This window comes from Paraburkholderia dilworthii (assembly GCF_000472525.1).
GTDB classification, from domain to species: domain Bacteria; phylum Pseudomonadota; class Gammaproteobacteria; order Burkholderiales; family Burkholderiaceae; genus Paraburkholderia; species Paraburkholderia dilworthii.
In genome coordinates, this window is sequence record NZ_AWZT01000027.1 from 54114 (window position 1) to 69865 (window position 15752).

13 protein-coding genes are annotated in these 15752 nt (G+C 63.1%); 6 read left to right on the plus strand and 7 right to left on the minus strand.

Annotated elements, in window-relative coordinates:
- Positions 1-39 precede the first annotated feature (39 nt).
- The 5 genes from F759_RS0121930 to F759_RS0121950 all read right to left on the minus strand — a co-directional run bounded on the left by F759_RS0121930 (position 40) and on the right by F759_RS0121950 (position 4533).
- Entirely contained in the window at positions 40-957 is a 918-nt protein-coding gene (locus F759_RS0121930; RefSeq protein WP_036024954.1) for an amidohydrolase family protein, read from the minus strand.
- Between the two features lie 4 nt (positions 958-961).
- Positions 962-1579, minus strand: coding sequence for a glutathione S-transferase N-terminal domain-containing protein (locus tag F759_RS0121935; protein WP_027801761.1), 618 nt, complete (start codon positions 1577-1579; stop codon positions 962-964).
- A gap of 151 nt (positions 1580-1730) precedes the next feature.
- Entirely contained in the window at positions 1731-2495 is a 765-nt protein-coding gene (locus tag F759_RS0121940) for a GntR family transcriptional regulator (RefSeq protein WP_027801762.1), read from the minus strand.
- A 173-nt stretch (positions 2496-2668) separates the two neighbouring features.
- Positions 2669-3313: a carboxymuconolactone decarboxylase family protein gene (locus F759_RS0121945; RefSeq protein ID WP_027801763.1), complete on the minus strand. Its 645-nt coding sequence runs from the start codon at positions 3311-3313 to the stop codon at positions 2669-2671.
- A gap of 32 nt (positions 3314-3345) precedes the next feature.
- Positions 3346-4533 (minus strand): CaiB/BaiF CoA transferase family protein, encoded by a 1188-nt coding sequence (locus F759_RS0121950; protein WP_027801764.1) that lies wholly within the window; start codon positions 4531-4533, stop codon positions 3346-3348.
- A 214-nt stretch (positions 4534-4747) separates the two neighbouring features.
- On the opposite strand from F759_RS0121950, the gene F759_RS0121955 reads away from it, so the two are divergent.
- A complete protein-coding gene (locus F759_RS0121955; protein ID WP_244438880.1) occupies positions 4748-6082 on the plus strand; it encodes an MFS transporter in 1335 nt (444 codons plus the stop codon).
- 243 nt (positions 6083-6325) lie between these two features.
- The gene (locus tag F759_RS0121960) at positions 6326-7501 is read left to right on the plus strand and encodes a porin (RefSeq protein WP_027801766.1); all 1176 of its coding nucleotides are present in this window, start codon (positions 6326-6328) and stop codon (positions 7499-7501) included.
- Between the two features lie 241 nt (positions 7502-7742).
- On the opposite strand, the gene F759_RS0121965 is transcribed toward F759_RS0121960, so the two are convergent.
- Both F759_RS0121965 and F759_RS0121970 read right to left on the minus strand, forming a co-directional pair.
- The gene (locus F759_RS0121965; protein ID WP_244438881.1) at positions 7743-8399 is read right to left on the minus strand and encodes a TetR/AcrR family transcriptional regulator; all 657 of its coding nucleotides are present in this window, start codon (positions 8397-8399) and stop codon (positions 7743-7745) included.
- A 119-nt stretch (positions 8400-8518) separates the two neighbouring features.
- Entirely contained in the window at positions 8519-9979 is a 1461-nt protein-coding gene (locus F759_RS0121970) for an efflux transporter outer membrane subunit (RefSeq protein WP_027801768.1), read from the minus strand.
- A gap of 93 nt (positions 9980-10072) precedes the next feature.
- On the opposite strand from F759_RS0121970, the gene F759_RS0121975 reads away from it, so the two are divergent.
- From F759_RS0121975 to F759_RS0121990, 4 genes are all read left to right on the plus strand, one after another.
- Entirely contained in the window at positions 10073-10690 is a 618-nt protein-coding gene (locus tag F759_RS0121975; protein WP_027801769.1) for a TetR/AcrR family transcriptional regulator, read from the plus strand.
- An 81-nt stretch (positions 10691-10771) separates the two neighbouring features.
- Positions 10772-11887: an efflux RND transporter periplasmic adaptor subunit gene (locus tag F759_RS0121980; protein ID WP_027801770.1), complete on the plus strand. Its 1116-nt coding sequence runs from the start codon at positions 10772-10774 to the stop codon at positions 11885-11887.
- The gene (locus tag F759_RS0121985; protein WP_027801771.1) at positions 11884-15021 is read left to right on the plus strand and encodes an efflux RND transporter permease subunit; all 3138 of its coding nucleotides are present in this window, start codon (positions 11884-11886) and stop codon (positions 15019-15021) included. The genes F759_RS0121980 and F759_RS0121985 overlap by 4 nt, the downstream gene beginning before the upstream one ends.
- Before the next feature lie 115 nt (positions 15022-15136).
- The gene (locus F759_RS0121990) at positions 15137-15721 is read left to right on the plus strand and encodes a CGNR zinc finger domain-containing protein (RefSeq protein ID WP_027801772.1); all 585 of its coding nucleotides are present in this window, start codon (positions 15137-15139) and stop codon (positions 15719-15721) included.
- The last annotated feature ends 31 nt before the right edge of the window (positions 15722-15752 follow it).

The following is a 15752-nucleotide window of genomic DNA, read 5'->3' on the forward strand; positions in this document are numbered from 1 at the left end:
TACCTGACGGCCGCCCCGCCGCCCCCGTCGCCCCGCCACTCAGCACCCGAAGCCGTACAGGCGCGCCGGGTTGTCGACGAGGATCGCGTTGCGGATCGCTGCGTCGTCCACCCAATCGGTGAAGGTATCGAGCAACGCGCCGACATCGGGCGCCGCATCGCCCATTCGCACATGCGGCCAATCCGATGCCCACACGAGTTGCCGCGGATTCGCTTCGATCATCCTGTCGTGAAACGGACGCAGATCGGCGTAATGCGGCGCCTGCTTCGATACGCGGCACACTGCGAGCTTCACGGCAATGCGTCCCTCGCGCAGCAGGGCGAGCAGGTTTTGAAAGTCGCGGTGTCCGGTGCCGAGGGCCGGGTCAAGAGAGCCCATGTGCTCGAATACGACGGGCAGCCCCACGCTCGCAAGCTTGTCCGCGATTGACGGCACGTCCGCGCAACGCGCCCACACCTGCGCGTGCCAGCCGATGTCGCGCATGCGGCTCGCCAGTGAAAGCGCGGCGTCGATACCCACGCTGCCCGCATACGGTTTGCCCGTCTGCGGGCTCGGCATTTCGTTGAAACGCAGCGCGCGCACGCCGCTGCGCTCGAGCGCGCTCAGCGTCGCGTCGTCGGCATCGGGGGCGAGGACGGCCACGCCGCGGATCCGGCCTTCGCCGCGCACAAGCGCATCGGCAAGCGCCGTGTTGTCCGTCCCATACGGCGCGGGCTGCACCAGCACGCCGCGTCGCGCGCCGACCGTCTCGAGCATCGTCAGATAACTCTCGAACGGCGCGAGCGGCGGCGGATAACTCGGCGCCATCGAAAACGCAAAGCGGCTGTACGGACCGAACACGTGCGAATGGGTATCGCAGGCATCGGGCGGCAGTGCGGCGGCCGGCGCGCGCGGCATGTTCGCGGGCACGGCGTCGGTGCGCCGCAGCGGATCGGAGTTAAGAGACGGAGCGTTCATCGCGTCACTCGTCATCGCCGGGTTGCGTGCGGCGCATCGAATCGCGTTCAGCAAAACGCGCATGCCAGGCGGCCAGCGCCGGACGATTTGCGCGCCATTCGAGGTCCGGCAGGCGGAAGTCGAGCCACGCAAGCGCGCACGCAATCGCGATATCGCCGATCTGGATTGCATCGAGCCGCAGCGACGGCGCGAGGGTTTCGAGCGCATCGAGCGACGCATCGGACTTCACCTTGAACGCGGCAAGCCATTGCGGACGCTGTTGCGCGGGCGGCTTGTTGCGCTCCTGACGCCATAACAGATAGATGTCGAGCAGGCCGTCCGCGAAGGCCTGCTGCTGCAACGCGCGAAACCGCATGGGGCCGTTTGGGGGAAAGAGCGGCACGCCCTCGTGGAGCGTGTCGAGGTACTCGCAGATCACCGACGAATCGAAAAGCGCGCTGCCATCGTCAAGCACCAGCGTGGGCAGCTTGCCGAGCGGATTGTCGCGCAGCAGCGCAAGGTTCGGCGTGTCCATCGCGACCGGTGTGCGCACGCATTCGATGTGGCTGGCAACGCCGGCTTCGTAGGCGCACACCATCACTTTGCGGACGAATGGCGAACGGGGCGACCAATGCAATTTCATCGGCAAATCCTCTTCCGGTTCAATGCGGCGACAACGGTCGCGCGGTTAAAGCGAATCATATGGCTTATTGGCCTATAAGGCGGGAGCGCCACGGGCGAAAACACCGATGACATCGCGCACGCATCATCGGTCGACCCACGACCCTCCGCCGCTAAAGTTCTACCTTGATGTCGAGCCGCACTACGTCGCCGCGATATACGCCGTTACCGACGAACACCACGGTACCGTCCTTGTCCGTCGCCGTCCGGTAGACATGGGCGACCGGCGCATTCAGCGGAATGGCGAGCATGCGCGATAGTTCCACATCCGCGGTACCCACCGTGAGCGTCTGATCGATCTCCTTGAGTTCGAGCCCGGGCAGGTCGCGCAGAATGCGCATTGTCGTGTGCTGTTTGAACGCGGACTTCGGAATCCGCCGCGTGAGCCGCTCGTCGACATACGCGTCGCCCAGATAATATGGCTGACCTTCGCGCGAGTGACGCCGCCGCCAATGCTGGTACGACGGCGCGAGCTCGCCGATATCGTGCTGAAGGTGCGCGGGCATCACGCCCTTCTCGGTTTTGAGCAGTTCGATGCTCGCGCCTTCGGCGGCAAGCAGCAGACCCGACAGATCGGTCGGCACCGCGCACCACAACTGGCTCTGCGGCTTCCGGATCACGAAAGTGCCCTTCGCGCGAAAGCGCTCGATCAGCTTGTCGTCTTCGAGGATGTCGAGCGCCTGACGCACCGTAGCACGCGCGACCGCGCATTCCTCGGCCAGTTCGTCGACGGTGGGGATCTGCTGGCCGACCGGCCATTGCCCGGCTTCGATGCGCCGCCGGAACAGCGTAGCGAGCTGGATATAGCGCGCAACGCCACTCAGGCTGAAGTCGATGGGTAGTGAACGGGCAGGACTGACGGCAGTTTCTGTCGCCATTACAACTCCGGAAAAGGTCAAATGCGCTCGCGCACGCGCCACACAGTGCGGCGCGCCTGCGCGCACGGATAAACCTTGCCAGTGTAAAGCAAAAAACCGGTCGTCTAGCCTATTGACCATTCCGGTACTCGCCGTCTGCGCTGAGTCCATCACGCCGTGCCGTCCTGTTCCGTTCACTGCTCGGCCTGCGCAATGTACGCCGGCTTAAGAACGGGCAGCGACGGCTCCCCGGGCGCCTGCGCCGCACCCGCGCCTCGCTGCGCGCCCAGTAGTTCGAGTGGCGCACGCACGCCTTCAGGCAGCGGAATATCGTGCACGTTCAGCGTCATCGACACGAGCGTGTAGTAGCCGATCACCGCGCCCAGTTCGACTACACCCACCGTGCCCCAGCGGTTCATCACACGCTGATACACCGCTTCGTCGACGTTGCCGCTCTGCTGAAGCTGACGCGCGAATTCATAGATGTCGGCCTGCTCCGCATCGTTGAAGCGCACTTCGCCCGCGCAACGAATCGCCTCCAGCGAGGCCTCGTCGATGCCGGCCGACGCCGCCGCCTGCGCATGGACATGCCATTCGAGCTGGCTGTTCCAGCGCCGCGCCGTTACGACGATCGCCAGTTCCGTCGCCCATGCGGGCAAAGACGTGCCGTAGCGCAGGATCTCCCCGAAGCGTTGCCAGCGGTCGGCCAGTTCAGGCCGATGCAGCGCCGCGCGCAGCGGACCGACCACCGTGCCGCGCGGACCATCGACCACCGCGCGATACACGCGCTCCTGGTCGGGCGTCATCGAATCGGGAGAAAACAGGGGAATGCGAGCCAAGATAAGTCCTCGTAAGGGAAAGCCGGTGCGCGTCAGCGCGCCACGATGCCGAGTTCGCGCAACACTTCGCCGGTGTGCTGGCCGAGTGTGGGCGGTGCGCGGTCGAAGCTGAGCGGCGCATTGCGCAGACGCAGCGGGCTCACGACCTGCGGCACGGTGCCCGACACCGGATGAGGCAGATGGCGCAGCATCTCGCGATGCTTGACCTGCGCGTCGTCGAACACCATCGGAATAGTGTTGATCGGACCGCACGGCACGGCGGCGGCGTCGAGCTTCGCGAGCCACACGGCGAGATCGTCTTCGAGCAACGCCGCGCGGATCAGCGCATGCAACTCCGGCAGATTGCGTACACGCTGCGCGTTGGTGGCGAAGCGCTCGTCGTCGGGGAGTTCCGCATGGCCGATGACTTCGGCGAACTTGCGGAACTGCCCGTCGTTACCCACGGCGAGCACCAGATAGCCGTCGCGGCAGCGGAACACGTCTTGCGGCTGGATGTTCGGATGCTTGTTGCCGTTACGCGCGGGCGGCTTGCCCGAGACGAGATAGTTCATTGCCTGATTGGCGAGGAACGCGACCTGTACGTCGAGCATCGCGAGGTCGATGTACTCGCCCTCGCCTGTCTGCGAGCGATTCGCGAGCGCCGCCAGAATGCCGACGGTGGCATACATGCCCGTCATGATGTCGACAATCGGCACGCCCACTTTCTGCGGTCCGCCGCCCGGTTCGTCGTCGCGCTCTCCGGTCACGCTCATCAGGCCGCCCATCGCCTGGATCATGAAGTCGTAGGCGGCGTTATCGGATTTCGGTCCATTCTGGCCGAAGCCGGTAATCGAGCAGTAGACGATGTCGGGCCTCACCGCCTTCAGGTCTTCGTAGCCCAGACCGTAGCGCTTGAGCGCGCCCGCCTTGAAGTTTTCGAGCACTACGTCGCAGTGCGCGGCGATCTCACGTACGGTCGCCTGCCCTTCGGGAGTCGCCAGATCGACGGTCACCGAGCGCTTGCCGCGGTTCACGGACAGGAAGTAGCCCGATTCCTTCGACGGCGCATCGTCCAGCGTGCGCAGGAACGGCGGCCCCCAGCTGCGTGTATCGTCGCCATTGCCCGGCCGCTCGATCTTGATGACGTCAGCGCCCAGGTCGGCAAGAATCTGCCCGCTCCACGGACCCGCCATGATGCGGCTGAGATCGAGGACGCGGATATGTGAAAGAGGTCCGCTCATTGAAATGCCCGTCTGTTGCTGGTTTGCGAAGATTCCCGCGCCGCCGTGAGTCAGGCCCTGCGCTTTGACTATTAAACCATGTTTATGATCTTTCAAGGACAGTAAAAACCCTAAAGGTCATGTTATTGACTTTTATGAGCGATGGCATTTTAATCCGGGTTGTCGGGGCCACCGTCGAGTGAGCCGCCTAATCAGAAAGAACCAGGAGACATCCGTGGCAGTAGAGACAACCGCGCCGCACGCCGGCCCGTTACCTGACGCCGCACTGGCCGGGCAGATGGTCTATCGCAAGCTGCTCTGGCGCCTGATGCCGCTGCTGATGCTGCTATATGTGATCGCGTTCATCGACCGCTCGAACGTGGGCTTCGCAAAACTGAGCTTCCTGCATGACCTGGGGCTTTCCGAATCGGTGTTCGGCATTGGCGCCGGCATCTTCTATGCGGGCTACATGTTGTTCGAAGTACCGAGCAATCTGCTGCTTGCCCGCATCGGTGCGCGGCAGACCTTCCTGCGAATCATGCTGCTCTGGGCTGCGTGCTCCGCCGGGCTCGCCGCGATGACAGGACAGAACAGCTACTACCTCTGGCGCTTCCTGCTCGGCGCATCGGAAGCCGGTCTCTTTCCCGGCATTCTGTTCTACCTGACCTACTGGGTGCCGATTTCCCGCCGTGCGCGTTTCACCGCTTTATTCATGGCCTCGATTCCGATAGCGGGAGTGATCGGTAGCCCTGTGTCGGGGCTCATCATGCACACGATGCACGGCGTGCTCGGCCTGCAAAGCTGGCGCTGGCTGTTCCTGATCGAAGGGCTGCCCGCGCTGGTGCTGATGTTCTTCGTCGCGCGGATGCTGCATGACACGCCCGCTTCGGCGCCGTGGCTCAGCGCGGATGAACTCGCCATCATCGAGCGGGATCTGCGTGCAGACCGTGAAAGCACGCGCCATACCGAACACAAGTCGTTCGCCGCGGCGCTTCGCTCACCGCGCTTCTATCTGCTGACCGGCATGGGCGTGGCTCTGCTCGCGGGAACGGCGAACGTGTTCTTCTGGCTACCGACCATCATCCGCCGTACCGGCGTTGTCGACCTGTGGACGCTCGGACTGCTTTCCGCGCTGCCTTACGTCGCCGGATTCATCTGCCAGTATTTGATGGCGCGCCATTCGGATGCACGCAGGGAGCGCCGCTGGCACGCGGCGTTCGCGGGCCTGATCGCGGCCATTGGCTGGGCGGCGTTGCCGCTCGTCGGCGAGAGTCCGGCGCTGTCGGTCGTCGCGCTGACGGTGACCGCCGCGGGCACCTTTGCCGCAATGGGACCGTTCTGGGCGATGCCGAGCCTCTACTTGAGCAGGCACGCCGCCGCTGGCGGTATCGCGCTGATCAGCACGCTGGCCGGACTCGGGAGCCTGGTCAGTCCGGGCATCGTGGGCTGGCTGAACGAAACGACGCACTCGCTCGCAGCCGGCCAGTACTACCTCGCCGCGCTGATGCTGATCGGCGCCGTCACTGTGATCGCGGTCGGCCCGCACGACGCGGCCAACCCGCGACAGTGACGTAGCGCGGCGGACCTGAAGCTCGGAGTGCCGCTGATATGGCCGGCCTCACATGGCGTTGGGGCCTCGCCTCGATGCCTGTCGAAACACGTCGGCGGTGCTGCAGTGCCAGCACTGCATAAATAGCTCATACCCGTTTCAACGCAGCAAGCTGACGCGCGACGCTTTTGCTGCCCGCGCGTGCCGGCTCGCGCCCTTTCTCATCACGCGTGTCATCCACAAGCACAACAACGGAGACTCACCATGAAATCCCGCCCACTCTCCCTTCTCGCCATCGCTGTTGCTGGGGTCGCTAGCACCGCCGCGCATGCGCAGAGCAGCGTGACCCTCTACGGCATCATGGATGTCGGCCTGAACTATCAGTCGAACGCGTCAGGCGGCCGCCTCCTGGCGATGACGAGCGGCGTCAACCAGGGCAGCCGCTTCGGCCTTACCGGCAGCGAAGACCTTGGCGGCGGACTGAAGGCGATCTTCCGTCTCGAGAACGGCTTCGACATCACCAACGGCAAGCTTGGCCAGGGCGGCTTGCTGTTCGGCCGACAGGCCTATGTCGGCCTCGCCAGCAGGAACGGCACCCTGACCTTCGGCCGCCAGTACGACTCGCTGATCGAGTTCGTGAGCCAGTACTCGGTCAGCAACCAGTGGGGTGGCTACGTCTCCGCGCATCCGGGCGATCTCGACAACTTCAACTACAGCTTCCGCAGCAACAATTCGGTGAAGTTCACGAGCGCGAACTACAACGGCTTCTCGTTCGGCGGCACGTATGCCTTCGGTGGCTCGGCCGGCGATGAAACGCGCAACCAGGTTTGGGCAGTGGGCGCGCGCTATACGCATGGTCCGTTCTCCGTTGGCGCGGCCTATCTGAACGTGCGAAATCCGAACACCAGCCTGTTCGGCAGCAACCTGTCGACGACCGCCACCGCTGCGGCGGCCAACGCGGCGTCGCCGGTGTATCGCGGCTTCCTGTCCGCGCACTCATATCAGGATATCGGTGTGGGCGCGTCGTACACGATCGGCAAGGCGACGCTCGGCGCGACCTACTCGAACATCTCCTTTCGCAACATGGGCGACACCACGTCCGGGCCGAATCCCGCCCACTACACCGGAAATGCGACCTTCGACAACGCAGAAGCCAGTTTCAGCTACCAGATCACGCCAGTGTGGATGGCCGGCATTGCTTACGACTACACGAAAGGACATGCGAACAACGTCAACCAGGGCGCCACATATCACCAGGCGGAGGCGAGCACCCACTATTTTCTTTCGAAGACGACCGACCTGTACCTGTCGGCAATCTACCAGCACGCGTCCGGCACCGATTCGACCAATAGCCCGGCCGTCGCCGCGATTAACGTACTCACGCCGTCATCGTCGGACAGCATCAAGCTCGTGCGCATCGGCATGCGGCACAAGTTCTGATTTCGCCGTTCGGCATCAGTGACGACGGCACCTGGTAAGGGCTTGAGAACTACGCATCGGCGAATGGGCAAAGTGACCTTTCACGCATAGTGCTTGCCTGCACGATGAGTTAGCGGGCGGTTTCGATCGTAGCCTAGCCCACGCGGGGGAGATCGATTGTCGAAGATCCAGGCAGATGATGTCGAATGACGGCTCGCGGCGGCGCGCGAGCCCTGAAGCGGCGCCGCACGGCCAACGAAGTTCAGGACACTGGGCTGAGCAACATCCTCATCAAGATGTTGCTCAAAACCGCTTCCGCCGCATCGTTCGGCAACTCGCTGGGCATGGTCATGGGAAAATAGAAGACGCCGTCCATCAATGCAATGGCGGCGAGTGCGTAGTCGGCGCAAGGGCCTGGCAACTGCACATTGACGCCATCGCTGAATTGCTCGACGAACTGCTCGATGAACGACGCGAGCATATCGCGCTTTTCCAGGCACAAAGCGTTCAGGCGTTGCCGGAACTTCGCGTCTCGCAGAGCGTGGAGACGCGCCTCAGCCCAGATGACGTAGTTATCCTTGTCGCGGTAACGCTGTGCGTAGAACGAGGTGAGCCGCTTTTGCAGCTCTTCGCTGGACTGGGCTGCGTCAAGCAGCTTGCGCAAGTGTTCCTGCATATTCCGATGATCGACGCGGAGCACTTCGGCGAACAGATCGCTCTTGCCGTTGAAGTTCGAGTAGAACGCACCGCGCGTATAGCCTGCCTGGGCGGCAATGCTCTCAACGCTGGTCGCGGCCAGTCCCTTTCTGGCAATGCTCAACGCTGCTGCTTCGAGCAGGCGCAGGCGGGTCTGCTCGCGGGATTCTGCCCGGCTCAAGCGTTTGCGTTGCATGCGACAAGGTATCTCGCCATCTGGCACATGTGAATCTCGCGTTGCTGGGTCTGGGCGTCCTGCCCCGCAATCGGGGCCGCACGTGCATTACACAGGCCAACGCGCTGGTTTTCGCTCGTCACCGGCGCTATGGACAAGTACCGTTGTCACCTGGCGGCGACTGCGTTAAACGCATCGGGTTGCCAACCACCGCCGAGCGCCTTGAAGGCAGCGACCGCTGCGCGCGCTGATTCCGCTTGCGCCTGCACACGTGCATCGGAGGCGCGTAGCAGATTTTCGTCGGCCTGCAGCACTTCGATAAGGCTGACGACACCTTTTTGATAGGCTGCAAACGAAGCCGCTCGCGCGCGCCCGAGCGAGTCCACGCCTTGGGCTAGCACAGCGGCCTGTTCCTCGCGCTTGACCAGCGCGGAAAAAGCGTTCTCTACGTCCTCAGTTGCATGGAGCGCAGCAAGCCGATACACCGCCAGCATTTCGGCCTCCTGACCCTTAGCCTGGTTGATCTGCGCATTGATACGGCCGAAGTCGAACAGACGCCAGCGCAGACCCAGCACGCCGGCTCCCTGGCTCGCACCGCTCGAGAACAGGTTGCCGCTGGCTACTGATGTCGCGCTGCCGATCAGTCCACTCAGAGACAGCTTGGGGTAGTACTCGGCGATCGCGACACCAATACGCGCATTCGATGCGGCGAGGCGCCGCTCGGCCACCATCAGGTCAGGCCGGCGCCTGAGCAGCTCGCCTGGCGACCCGGTGGCTGCGATCTGCGGGGCGGCCGGAATGTCGCCAGCTTCCAGCAGTTCCGCCCGATGCGTGCCGGGCTGCGCGCCCAACATCACGTCCAGTGCGTTCATGGCCGCGTCGAGGCCCGTTTCGAGGACCGGAACGGAGCCCCGCACCTGGGCGAGAGCCCCCTCCGCCTGCCTTACCTGAAGCTCGGCCGCCAAACCCTTGCCATATAGAAGGTTGATGGTCGAGAGCAGATCCTGCTGCGTCTGCACCTGCCGCCGGGCAACGCTCAAACGCGCCTGCAAGCCGCGGATGCTGATGTAGATGTCGGCGGTCTGTGCCGCCACAGCGAGGCGCGTGGCCGCTGCGCCCGCCTCCGAAGCCTGGTACTCGGCCAGCGCCGCTTCGCGTCCGCGACGCAGCCCTCCGAACACGTCCAGTTCCCAGCTCGCGCTGAGATTGGCCTCGTAATCGTTACCGTAGCGGTCGAAACCGGGCGCCGAGTTCAAGACCCGCCCCAAGGGCGTTTCGACCGATTGATAGACTCTGGCCGCCTGGCCGCTGACATTGCCCGAAGGCAGCAACGCCGCGTTCGCCGCCCCGAGTCCAGCGCGCGCCTGCTCGACGCGAGCGGATGCCTGCGCGAGATCAAGGTTTTGCTCGAGCGCAAGCGCGACGAATCTTGCCAGTTGTGGATCGCCGAAGCCCGCCCACCACGCGGCGAGGTCGGCAGTGGCGCTCGCCTGCCGCTGATCGACCGCGGCCTGGCCCTGAAACCGCTCGGGCATGGGTACGTCGGGCCGAACGTAATCGGGACCGACGGCGCAGCCTGCCGACAGGCTAGCGACGATGAGCATGGCAAAGGTACGCTTGGGCAGCATGAGCTTCTTCCGATAAGAGGAACGAATGGCTGTGACTATAATACATATTAGTCACTTGTTGTCGATTTCTGCGCACGACGGTAAGCTAGGACCATGAAAAACGCAGCCACCTATCCGACTCCGGGCCGCGGTCCGGCCGACCACGACGTGCGCGACCAGATCGTTGCGGCCGCCACCGAGCACTTCAGCCGCTACGGCTACGAGAAGACAACCGTCTCCGATCTTGCGAAGGCAATCGGCTTTTCCAAGGCGTACATCTACAAGTTCTTCGAATCCAAGCAGGCCATTGGCGAGATGATCTGCGCGAACTGTCTGCGCGAGATCGAAAGCGAGGTCAAGGCGGCCGTGGACGAAGCCGACCGGCCGCCCGAGAAGCTGCGGCGGATGTTCAAGGCGATCGTGGAGGCCAGCCTGCGCCTATTCTCACAGGACCGGAAGCTTTACGAAATTGCCACGTCGGCGGCCACCGAACACTGGCAGGCGACGCTCGCCTATGAAAAACGTATCCAGAAGCTGCTTCAGGACATCCTTCAGGAGGGCCGGCAAAGCGGGGACTTCGAACGCAAGACGCCGCTGGACGAAACCGCAATGGCGGTCTACCTGGTCCTGCGCCCCTATCTCAACCCGCTGATGCTTCAGCACAGCTTCGATTACACCGACGAAGCGCCGGCGAAACTGTCAAGCCTGGTGCTTCGCAGCCTCTCTCCTTAAAGCGAGGCGATGGTGACTGTTGACTAATTTGGTCACTAGAACCATAATGAAGGCCATCTTCATTTCGTCGGTGGAACTTTCATGCGCTCGCGTCGCCTCGCAATCTCTGCCGTGGTCTATGCCTTGCCCTTTGCGCTGGCCGCTTGCGGCGCAAAATCTCCTTCCGATCCGCGCATGGAAGCGCCGCTCGTACGGGCCGCCATCGTCCAGAGCGCGAGTCCCGCGTCGCGTTCGTTCACCGGAACGGTAGCCGCCCGCGTGCAGAGCGACCTCGGGTTTCGCGTTTCCGGCAAAGTGCTGGAGCGCCTTGTGGATGCCGGGCAGACCGTGAAACGCGGCCAGCCGCTCATGCGCATCGATCCCGTCGATCTGAAGCTGGCTGCGCAGGCGCAGCAGGAGGCGGTGACGGCCGCGCGGGCGCGCGCGCAACAGACAGCGGAGGATGAATCGCGCTACCGCGACTTGCGCGGCACCGGCGCGATCTCGGCTTCGGCCTACGATCAGATCAAGGCGGCGGCAGACGCTGCCAAAGCCCAGTTGAGTGCGGCCGAAGCGCAGGCCGACGTGGCCCGCAATGCGAGCCGCTATGCGGAACTCGTGGCGGATGGCGATGGTGTGGTGATGGAAACGCTGGTCGAGCCCGGCCAGGTCGTTAGCGCGGGACAGACAGTCGTGCGCCTCGCCCACGCCGGGCGCCGCGAAGCCGTCATCCAGTTGCCGGAAACTCTGCGGCCCGCGGTTGGTTCGATCGCGCAAGCCACGCTGTTCGGCAAGGAAGGCGTCAGTGTCGCGGCCACGCTGCGGCAGCTCTCGGATACGGCGGATCGCCTTACCCGCACATTCGAGGCGCGCTATGTACTGGACGGCGCGCTCGCCAACGCGCCGTTGGGCGCCACGGTCACGATCCGGATTCCGGATGGACTCTCCTCCGTGCAAGGCGGCTTGCAGGTGCCGATCGGCTCCCTGTTCGACGCGGGCAAGGGGCCGGGAGTGTGGGTCATCAACGGCGAGCCGGCAAAGGTTGGCTGGCGGCCCGTCGCGATCGAACATCTCGACGACGACGGCGCACGCATCGCCGGTCGACTTCAGCCAGGCGAGCGGGTCGTCGCGCTCGGCGCTCATCTGCTGCGCGAAGGCGAGCTGGTCCGGGTCGCCGGCCAGGCCGCCGCGACCACGACCGAGGGAGCACGTCCGTGAGCGAAGGCCGTTTCAACCTGTCGGCGCTTGCCGTGCGCGAGCGCTCCATCACGCTGTTCCTGATCTGCCTGATTTCGCTGGCCGGTCTCATTTCATTCTTCAAGCTCGGTCGTGCAGAGGATCCCGCCTTCACGGTCAAGGTAATGACCATCATCACCGCCTGGCCTGGCGCCACCGCGCAGGAAATGCAGGACCAGGTCGCCGAGAAAATCGAAAAGCGCATGCAGGAACTGCGCTGGTACGACCGTACGGAAACCTATACCAGACCAGGGCTTGCCTTCACGACCTTGACCTTGCTCGACAGCACGCCGCCTTCGGAAGTGCAGGAGCAGTTCTACCAGGCCCGCAAAAAAGTCGGCGACGAGGCAGTCAACCTTCCGCCCGGCGTGATCGGACCGATGGTCAACGACGAATACGCAGACGTCACGTTTGCCCTCTTTGCGCTCAAGGCCAAAGGCGAACCGCAGCGCCTGCTGGTACGCGACGCGGAAACGCTGCGTCAGCGGCTGCTGCACGTGCCGGGCGTGAAGAAGGTCAACATCATCGGCGAACAGGGGGAGCGCATCTACGTCGAGTTTTCGCATGATCGTCTGGCAACGCTCGGTATAAGCGCCCAGGACGTGTTCGCCGCGCTCAATAGTCAGAATGTGCTGACGCCGGCCGGCTCCATAGAGACGAGGGGCCCGGAAGTGCTCGTTCGCGTGGACGGCGCCTTCGACAAATTGCAGAAGATTCGCGACACGCCAGTCGTCGTGCAGGGTCGCACGCTCAAGCTGTCGGATGTTGCCACCGTCAAGCGCGGCTATGAAGATCCGGCGACGTTCATGATTCGCAATGGCGGCGAACCGGCGTTGTTGTTGGGCATCGTCATGCGCGACGGCTGGAATGGGCTCGACCTCGGCAAGGCGCTGGACGGCGAGGTCGGCGCAATCAACGCCGGGTTGCCGCTGGGCATGAGCCTGACGAAAGTCACCGATCAGGCGGTCAATATCAGCTCGGCGGTCGATGAGTTCATGATCAAGTTCTTCGCCGCGCTGCTCGTGGTCATGCTGGTCTGCTTTGTGAGCATGGGCTGGCGCGTGGGCCTCGTGGTCGCCGCGGCGGTGCCGTTGACGCTGGCGGCCGTCTTCGTGGTGATGGCCGCGACCGGCAAGAGCTTCGACCGCATCACGCTGGGGTCGCTGATTCTGGCGCTCGGTCTGCTGGTGGACGACGCGATCATCGCCATCGAAATGATGGTGGTGAAGATGGAGGAAGGCTACAGCCGCGTCGCTGCTTCCGCCTATGCGTGGAGCCACACCGCTGCGCCCATGCTGTCTGGCACGCTGGTGACGGCCGTCGGCTTCATGCCCAACGGCTTCGCCCGGTCGACTGCGGGTGAATACACGAGCAACATGTTCTGGATCGTCGGCATTGCGCTGATCGCGTCGTGGGTGGTCGCAGTGGTTTTCACACCGTATCTGGGCGTGAAGCTGCTGCCCGACTTGAAGAAGGTCGAAGGCGGCCACGACGCGATCTACGACACGCCGCGCTATAACCGGTTTCGCGATTTGCTCGGGCGCGTCGTCGCGCGCAAATGGCTGGTCGCCGGGTCGGTGGTCGGTCTTTTCGTGTTGGCCGTGGTGGGCATGTCCGTGGTCAAGAAACAGTTCTTCCCGATCTCCGACCGGCCCGAAGTGCTTGTCGAAGTGCAGATGCCCTATGGCACGTCCATCTCCCAAACCAGCGCTGCTTCGGAGAAGGTGGAAGCCTGGCTGTCCAGACAGAAGGAAGCGCGGATCGTCACCGCCTACGTCGGCCAGGGTGCGCCACGCTTCTATCTCGCGATGGGCCCCGAACTGCCTGATCCGTCGTTCGCGAAGATCGTGGTGCGCACCGACAGCCAGGATGAACGCGACGCGTTGAAGCAGCGACTGCGCGAGGCGATTGCCGGCGGTCTCGCCCCAGAGGCGCGCGTGCGTGTCACGCAACTCGTATTCGGTCCGTATTCGCCCTTCCCTGTCGCCTACCGCGTCACGGGCCCGGACCCGGAGAAGCTGCGAAATATCGCGGCCGACGTGCAACACGTGATGCAGGCAAGTCCGATGATGCGCACGGTCAACACCGACTGGGGCACGCGCACGCCCACGCTGCATTTCACCTTGCAGCAGGACCGGCTGCAGGCGGTGGGACTCACCTCCAGCGCGGTGGCGCAACAACTGCAATTCCTGCTGACCGGTGTACCTGTCACCACCGTGCGTGAGGACATTCGAACAGTGCAGGTCATGGCGCGTTCAGCCGGCGATGTCCGGCTCGATCCGGCCCGGATCGGCGATTTCACGCTGGCTGGCGCCAACGGCCAGCGCATCCCGCTGTCACAGGTGGGCAAGGTCGACGTGCGCATGGAGGAACCGGTCATGCGCCGCCGCGATCGCATGCCGACGATCACGGTGCGCGGCGACATCGCCGATGACTTGCAGCCGCCGGACGTGTCAGCGGCAATCACGAAGCAGCTTGAGCCCATCGTCGAGAAATTGCCAGGCGGCTACCGCATCGAGCAGGCCGGCTCCATCGAGGAATCAGGCAAGGCGACGGTAGCCATGTTGCCGCTTTTCCCCATCATGCTGGCGATCACCCTGCTGATCATCATCTTGCAGGTGCGATCGATCTCCGCGATGGTCATGGTGTTTCTGACGAGTCCATTGGGACTGATCGGCGTGGTGCCAACCCTGATTCTTTTCCGGCAACCATTTGGCATCAATGCGCTGGTCGGCCTGATCGCACTGTCGGGCATCCTGATGCGCAATACGCTGATTCTGATCGGGCAGATCCACCAGAACGAACAGGCGGGCCTGGATCCATTCCACGCAGTTGTGGAAGCCACCGTGCAGCGTGCCCGCCCGGTGATCCTGACTGCGCTCGCGGCGATCCTGGCCTTCATTCCACTGACTCATTCGGTGTTCTGGGGAACCCTCGCCTACACGCTGATCGGCGGCACTTTTGCGGGGACGATTATCACGCTCGTCTTCCTGCCGGCGATGTACTCCATCTGGTTCAAGATCAGGCCGGGCAATATCGACGGCCGGAAAGAACGGCACAAACACCGACAGCCTGCGGAGCAGACGTTTGAGGACTCGCCCGCCAGTCAGAGTTGAAGAAAGCAAACCTTAACTGCAAGGTTCGAAAGCTATAGCCAACATCAGTTATCGATAACTTGTTATATGTTATTTCAATGGTTACAATTAGTTCTCGGTTACCGGAGAACGCCTGATGCCCGCCCAAGAATTCCTGATACTTGCCGACAACCCGGCGCTGGATTTTCTAAATACCCTTGCGCAAGGCGAAGAGGGGCCGGTGGAGTATTTGGAAACCAATAAAGACGTGGTAGCCTGGTTAAAGAGCATCGGATATCTCAACGGCAGAGATCAGCGCACTTTTCCGCGCGAGATTTTGGCGGACAGAGCGCGGGCGTTGAGAGAAGTCGTCCGGAAACTGGTTATGCAGCGCAAATCCGGCAAAAGCATTGATATTGGTGCGCTCAACTCCTTTCTGATGCACGGCAGATACAAAGTGCAGCTTGCACGGGGAAACGACGGCACGTTGGAAGTCAGGCATCACTTCGATATGGACACACCGGAACAGCTTCTGACGCCAGTGGCTCTAGCCGCTGCAGAGCTGATCGCGACAGGCGATTTCAATCTTGTTCGCAAGTGCGAGGCCGACGACTGCGTATTATGGTTCTACGATAAAACTAAAGCCCATCGTAGACGGTGGTGCAGCATGGCCATCTGCGGGAACCGTCACAAAGTGGCAAAGTTTCGCCAACGGCAAAAAGACAATACGGAGCCTGGGTAAGAGCTGGCAGATTAGGGCCACATTCAAGCAT